This is a genomic window from Rhodococcus sp. NPDC057014 (assembly GCF_042673295.1).
Lineage (GTDB): Bacteria > Actinomycetota > Actinomycetes > Mycobacteriales > Mycobacteriaceae > Rhodococcus_F.
This window is the reverse complement of record NZ_JBHUSF010000479.1, coordinates 1-4,629: the sequence shown is the minus strand read 5'-3', so window position 1 is coordinate 4,629 and position 4,629 is coordinate 1. Positions and strand designations below refer to the sequence as shown.

5 protein-coding genes are annotated in these 4,629 nt (G+C 69.2%); 1 reads left to right on the top strand and 4 read right to left on the bottom strand.

Annotation, left to right across the window (positions count from 1 at the left end; translation table 11 throughout):
* Window positions 1-60: 60 nt before the first annotated feature.
* Entirely contained in the window at window positions 61-762 is a 702-nt protein-coding gene (locus ACFTZB_RS43195) for a phosphonatase-like hydrolase (protein WP_378441767.1), read from the bottom strand.
* A 49-nt stretch (window positions 763-811) separates the two neighbouring features.
* Window positions 812-1,954, bottom strand: a complete 1,143-nt coding sequence (locus tag ACFTZB_RS43190; RefSeq protein ID WP_378441764.1) for a TIGR03364 family FAD-dependent oxidoreductase — start codon at window positions 1,952-1,954, stop codon at window positions 812-814.
* Window positions 1,955-2,139: 185 nt separating this feature from the next.
* Here ACFTZB_RS43190 and ACFTZB_RS43185 point away from each other — a divergent pair, with 185 nt between their 5' ends.
* A complete protein-coding gene (locus ACFTZB_RS43185; protein WP_378441762.1) occupies window positions 2,140-2,949 on the top strand; it encodes a CPBP family intramembrane glutamic endopeptidase in 810 nt (269 codons plus the stop codon).
* Window positions 2,950-2,962: 13 nt separating this feature from the next.
* Here ACFTZB_RS43185 and ACFTZB_RS43180 read toward each other — a convergent pair whose 3' ends face one another.
* Both ACFTZB_RS43180 and ACFTZB_RS43175 read right to left on the bottom strand, forming a co-directional pair.
* Window positions 2,963-4,063 (bottom strand): DUF6777 domain-containing protein, encoded by a 1,101-nt coding sequence (locus ACFTZB_RS43180; RefSeq protein ID WP_378441759.1) that lies wholly within the window; start codon window positions 4,061-4,063, stop codon window positions 2,963-2,965.
* A gap of 70 nt (window positions 4,064-4,133) precedes the next feature.
* Complete coding sequence (locus tag ACFTZB_RS43175) at window positions 4,134-4,508, bottom strand: nuclear transport factor 2 family protein (RefSeq protein ID WP_378441757.1); 375 nt, start codon at window positions 4,506-4,508, stop codon at window positions 4,134-4,136.
* Window positions 4,509-4,629 lie beyond the last annotated feature (121 nt).

Here is a 4,629-nt window from a genome sequence, read left to right as displayed (position 1 = left end):
CGGGACGCTCGTTCGATCTGACGCAACGAGCGTCCCGTTCGTCGCGGAAGCGGGGGAGGATCAGGCGCTGCGCAGCCGGTCGAGCAGACCGGGCAGGTCCGCGACGCTGTCGAGGACGTGGGTGGCCCCGGCCTCGGACAGCTGGGTGGCGTCGTGGGCGCCGGTGAGCACACCGACGGAGGCGAGCGCTCCGGCGCGCAGGCCGGTGATGATGTCCGACGTGGTGTCGCCGAGCACCACCATCGACTGCACGGACGGGGCGCCCGCGCGCATCAGCGCGGTCAGCGGCATGTCGGGGAAGGGGCGGCCGCGGACGCCGTCACCGGGGCAGAGCACGACGTCGGCGACGTCCTCCCAGCCGAGTGCGCGGATGATCGACATCTGCGTCTCGTGGGCGAACCCGGTGGTGAGCGCCGTTTTGATGCCCTGCTCCCGCAGCGAGCCGAGGAGTTCCTCGGCGCCGGGAACGGCGCTGCACCGGCCGTCGTCGACGAGTTGCGCGTAGCAGCGTTCGAATTCCTTGTTCGCCGCCTGCGCCTGCTCCTCGTGTCCGCCGCTGAGGTGGCGGAAGACGACGATCTTGGACTGGCCCATGGTGTCGGTGACGTACTCGAGCATCCGCCGCCGGTCGTCGTCCGTCTTCGACAGGCCGGCGTGCGCGTCCGCGGCCAGGAAGGACTGCTGCACCAGTCCGCTGTCCTCCACGGTGGTGCCTGCCATGTCGAAGACGACGAGGCTGATGTCCCGGTGCTGCGTTCCCATTGTCGTGTTCCTCTCGAATTTCGGTGAATGTGTGTGCGGGACAGCTATTTCAATAGACTGATGCGGCTTCGCGGCCGAAGACGTGGTCGATCCGGTCCTTCGCCAGACCCATGCCGGTCGTCATGCCGATGCCGGTGGTGACGGTGACGATGTGCACCCCGTCGAGGGGCTCCTCGATCAGGAACTCCGAGTCGGGGGCCGAGCTGTACACGCCCTGCCAGCGCTCGGTGACGGTGACGTCCGGGACGCCGAACAGGGCGGCGGCCTCGCGGACCAGCACCTCGAACCCCTGCTCCGACTGGAACGGCTCCGCCGAGACATCACGGATGTGGGTGTCGCCCAGCAGGATCGAGCCGTCGGGCTGCGGGGCGTACATCTGATGGAGGTCGAGGTCGGCGTAGTCAGGATGCTCCTCGCGCAACCGCGCCGCGAGCGCCGCCGTCGCGGGCAGGTCCCCGAAACCGCTGTACCGCACGAGCGACCAGCCGGTGAACAGCGGCCCGGGCAACGGTGCGGTCAGCGGCATCCTCGCGCGCAGCATGTGGAGCCGGCACCGCAGGAGCCCTCCGCGCTCGGCCTGCTCCGGGAACAGGCGGTCGATGTCGTGGTTGACGGTGACGAACACTGTCCCCGCATGCAGATCGCCCCGCGAGGTGTGGACCACCCCGGGGCCGAATCCGGCTGCGGCGGTGCGCCAGAAGAAGTCGACGCCGGACGCCTCGAGCCACCGCGCGACGGCGGGGGCCGCCTCCCGCGGGTTTACCTGGAGGTCGCCGGCCAGGTACATCCCGCCGACGACGCGATCGCCGGAGACGGGGAGTGCAGCGAGGATCCGTTCGCGCGGCAGCAGTTCCACCTCGGCCGGTTCGCGCCTGTCCGCGAACTCGGTCATGACGGCCATTTCGTCGTCGTGCCGTGCCACACAATACGTTCCGGACTCGGAGATCCAGAAACCCGCCTTGCGCGACAGATCGAGCCAGTGCTCCCGGCCGGCCAGCGCGTACTCGCGGGCGACACCCGACTGGGCGGTGATGCAGACGTGACCGAAGTTCTGGACGGATGCGCCCGCGACTCGGTCGGCATGATCGATCACCGCCACCGACAGGCCGCGGCCGAGCGCGTGGTAGGCGTGCGCGAGACCGAGGATTCCGGCGCCGACCACCACCACGTCGTATCGTCGTTGATGTGTCATGAATTCCACCTTGGCCCCTGGACGCTCAACTTGTCAATACAAGTGGCTTAAATTCACCACAGGTATAGATAAGTTCCCGTTCGTTCACCGTCCGTTGCGCGTCGGTGCGGGCGCGCCGGATGGCACCGGCAGGTGGTTGCTGCGAAAATTGCCTCTCGCGTCCACCCACCGCAGAGGGGAAATCGATGAGTGGTGCTTCCGGATCCAGCGCAGCCCCGGTCTACGAACCGGCGTCGCCCGGCGACCGCTTCGGACCCCTGATCGAACGCCGCGACGACGCCGACTTCCCGTTCTACGACGGGACGCCCACCGCGCTGTCGGCGCGGCAGTGGATCCTGATGTGGGCGTCCGTCGCCGTCGGTTTCGCGGCCCTGGTCCTCATCCCGCAACCCACCAATCTGGTGGCGTTGATTCCGCGGATCCTGTTCGTCGGCATCCCGCTCACCGTCCTGGCGCTGGTGACGCGCGATCATTGGACCGCACTGTTCCGCAGGGTGCGCGGCCGCGACGTTCTCACGATGATCGGGTTCGCGCTGCTCAACCTGGCCGTCACGTTCACACTGGCGTTGCTCGTGCAGGCCGTGTTCGGGGTGGCGTCCAACAAGGCCGTCGACGGCGTGGGCGAGCGTGGTGCGCTCGACACGGTCGCGTTCTACGTGGGAACCGGGATCCAGTTGGTCGGCGAGGAAGTCTTCACGATCGTCCCGTTCCTCGCACTGATGTATTTCCTGGTCGCCAAGGCGAGGCTGTCCCGGAAGACGGCGATCGTCCTGGCCTGGCTGCTCAGCGCGGTGTGGTTCGGCGCCGCCCACCTCCAGACCTACGACTGGAACTTCGCTCAGGCGTTCATCGTGATCGGCGGGGCCCGGCTGGTCCTCACGCTCGCGTACATCCGCACCAAGAACCTGTGGGTCTCGACGGGCGCGCACATCATCAACGATTGGACGCTGTTCACCCAGGCGGTCGTGGCGCACACGGCCCTTCTCGCCCTCTGACGGAGCGCGGGCGTCAGTTCGGAATCGGGATGACGATCGGCGGCAGACCCGGTATCTGCACCTGAATCTGTTGCGGCGGAGCGGGCACCGGCGCGGGAGCGGGCGGCGGGTTGTACACCGGCGGCTCGGGTGCGGGCGGCGGCACGGCGACGGGTGCCGGCGGCGGGGGAGGTGGCGGCGGCGGTGGCGCCGGCGCGGGTTCCGGAGAGGGGACAGGCGCGGGCCGGGGAGCGGCCTGCTGCACCACGGCGGGCGGCGAATCGACCACCGGTGCCTGGGCTTCCACGGGGGCTACCGGATTCGGACGCTCCGCGGGCTGCTGCGGACCGGACCCGATCGGCACCGACGACAATCCGCCGGTCATCAGGTCGACCACGGCCACTTCGGTCATCGCCAGGTTGGAGGGCTGCACGACGTACAGCCGGTCCTGCTGGAATGTCGGCCACGGATCGCCCTCGAGTTTCGCGTCCTGGTTCACCACCGGGGACAGCAGCGGGCTGCCGCGCATGCACCGGACGCGGGGAACGCCGTGGTCGTCGATCAGCACGATGGTCCCGGCCTGGAGCACCGACTGGAATGCCGTCGCGTGGCCGTCGTCGAAGCCGTGATTGGTGACGCGGGTGTCCGCGCGGAGCAGGACGGGGGTGAGGGTCCGGACGTAATTGCGCACGTCGTCGACCTGGAACACACTCGACCAGGCCTCCAACCTCGCGGGATCCCCCTCGAGGTCGTCGACGAGGCGCTGCCGGTCGCAGAGCACGCGGTCGGGGCTTCCGCCGTAGAGTCCGGCGCGGTCACCGACCACCCGGATACCGGCGGCCCGGGGCTCACCCGGCAGGTCGGTTCCGGGCGGGCCGAACGGGACCGTCGTCGGTGTCTGCGGCGGGAGCAGCACCTCGGTCCACGGAAGTTGCCCCTGGTCGGTGGCCCGATCGAGGTCGATCGGGTCGGGGTTGCCCCCGGAACCGGAGGAGCACGCGACGGTCACCGCCGCGGTCAGGACTCCGAGGACCGCCAGCCAGCTACGCGGTGCGCGCCCGGGGCGCGTACCGGCTCGAACGACTCGTCTGCGTCGGGCACGCCGTGCAGCCGGCCCGGCATCGTCGGTGGCCACCCCGCCATCGTAGGCACAGTCGCCGATCGGCCGGGCCGTATTGCGGTGTGGTTGCCGGCCCGGCCGTCGGTCAGCTGGTGATCATGTCCTCCTGCGACCAGAACGCCCGCATCGACGTGATCTTGCCTTCGTCGTCGAAGGTCATGACGTCGATCGGCGCGATCTCGAGCTTCTGCTCGCCGAGATCGGTGACGAGGGAGAAGTGGAACGCCGCCGAGTTGCCGGCGATCTTCAGCGTCAGGAGTTCACCGGTCTGCTTCAGCGGTTCGATCACCCCGTAGAACTCGCGCAGGGATTCCACCGAGGTCCGCGGATCGGTGCCCACCGGGTCCTCCACGGTGGCGCCGTCGGCGTACAGCGCGACGACGTCGTCGGCGGTCCCGGTGGCCACCGCCTCGATGTACCTCTCGACGGTCTTGCGGATGTCTTCTGCGGACGGTGCCATGATGCGACTCCTCGGTCGAATAGAACGTGTTCTAGCCGAGAGAGTAGCGCAGCACGTCGCCGGTGGGGAGCCCCTTCTCCCGGGCAGCGGGACATGGCCGCACAGGGGTCCGCCCCTGCCG

What these genes read in the sequence shown, in the direction of transcription:
- ACFTZB_RS43175 (WP_378441757.1), bottom strand. Translation starts at nt 4,508, where the DNA reads ATGGCACCGTCCGCAGAAGACATCCGCAAGACCGTCGAGAGGTACATC.
- ACFTZB_RS43195 (WP_378441767.1), bottom strand. Translation starts at nt 762, where the DNA reads ATGGGAACGCAGCACCGGGACATCAGCCTCGTCGTCTTCGACATGGCA.
- ACFTZB_RS43190 (WP_378441764.1), bottom strand. Translation starts at nt 1,954, where the DNA reads ATGACACATCAACGACGATACGACGTGGTGGTGGTCGGCGCCGGAATC.
- ACFTZB_RS43185 (WP_378441762.1), top strand. Translation starts at nt 2,140, where the DNA reads ATGAGTGGTGCTTCCGGATCCAGCGCAGCCCCGGTCTACGAACCGGCG.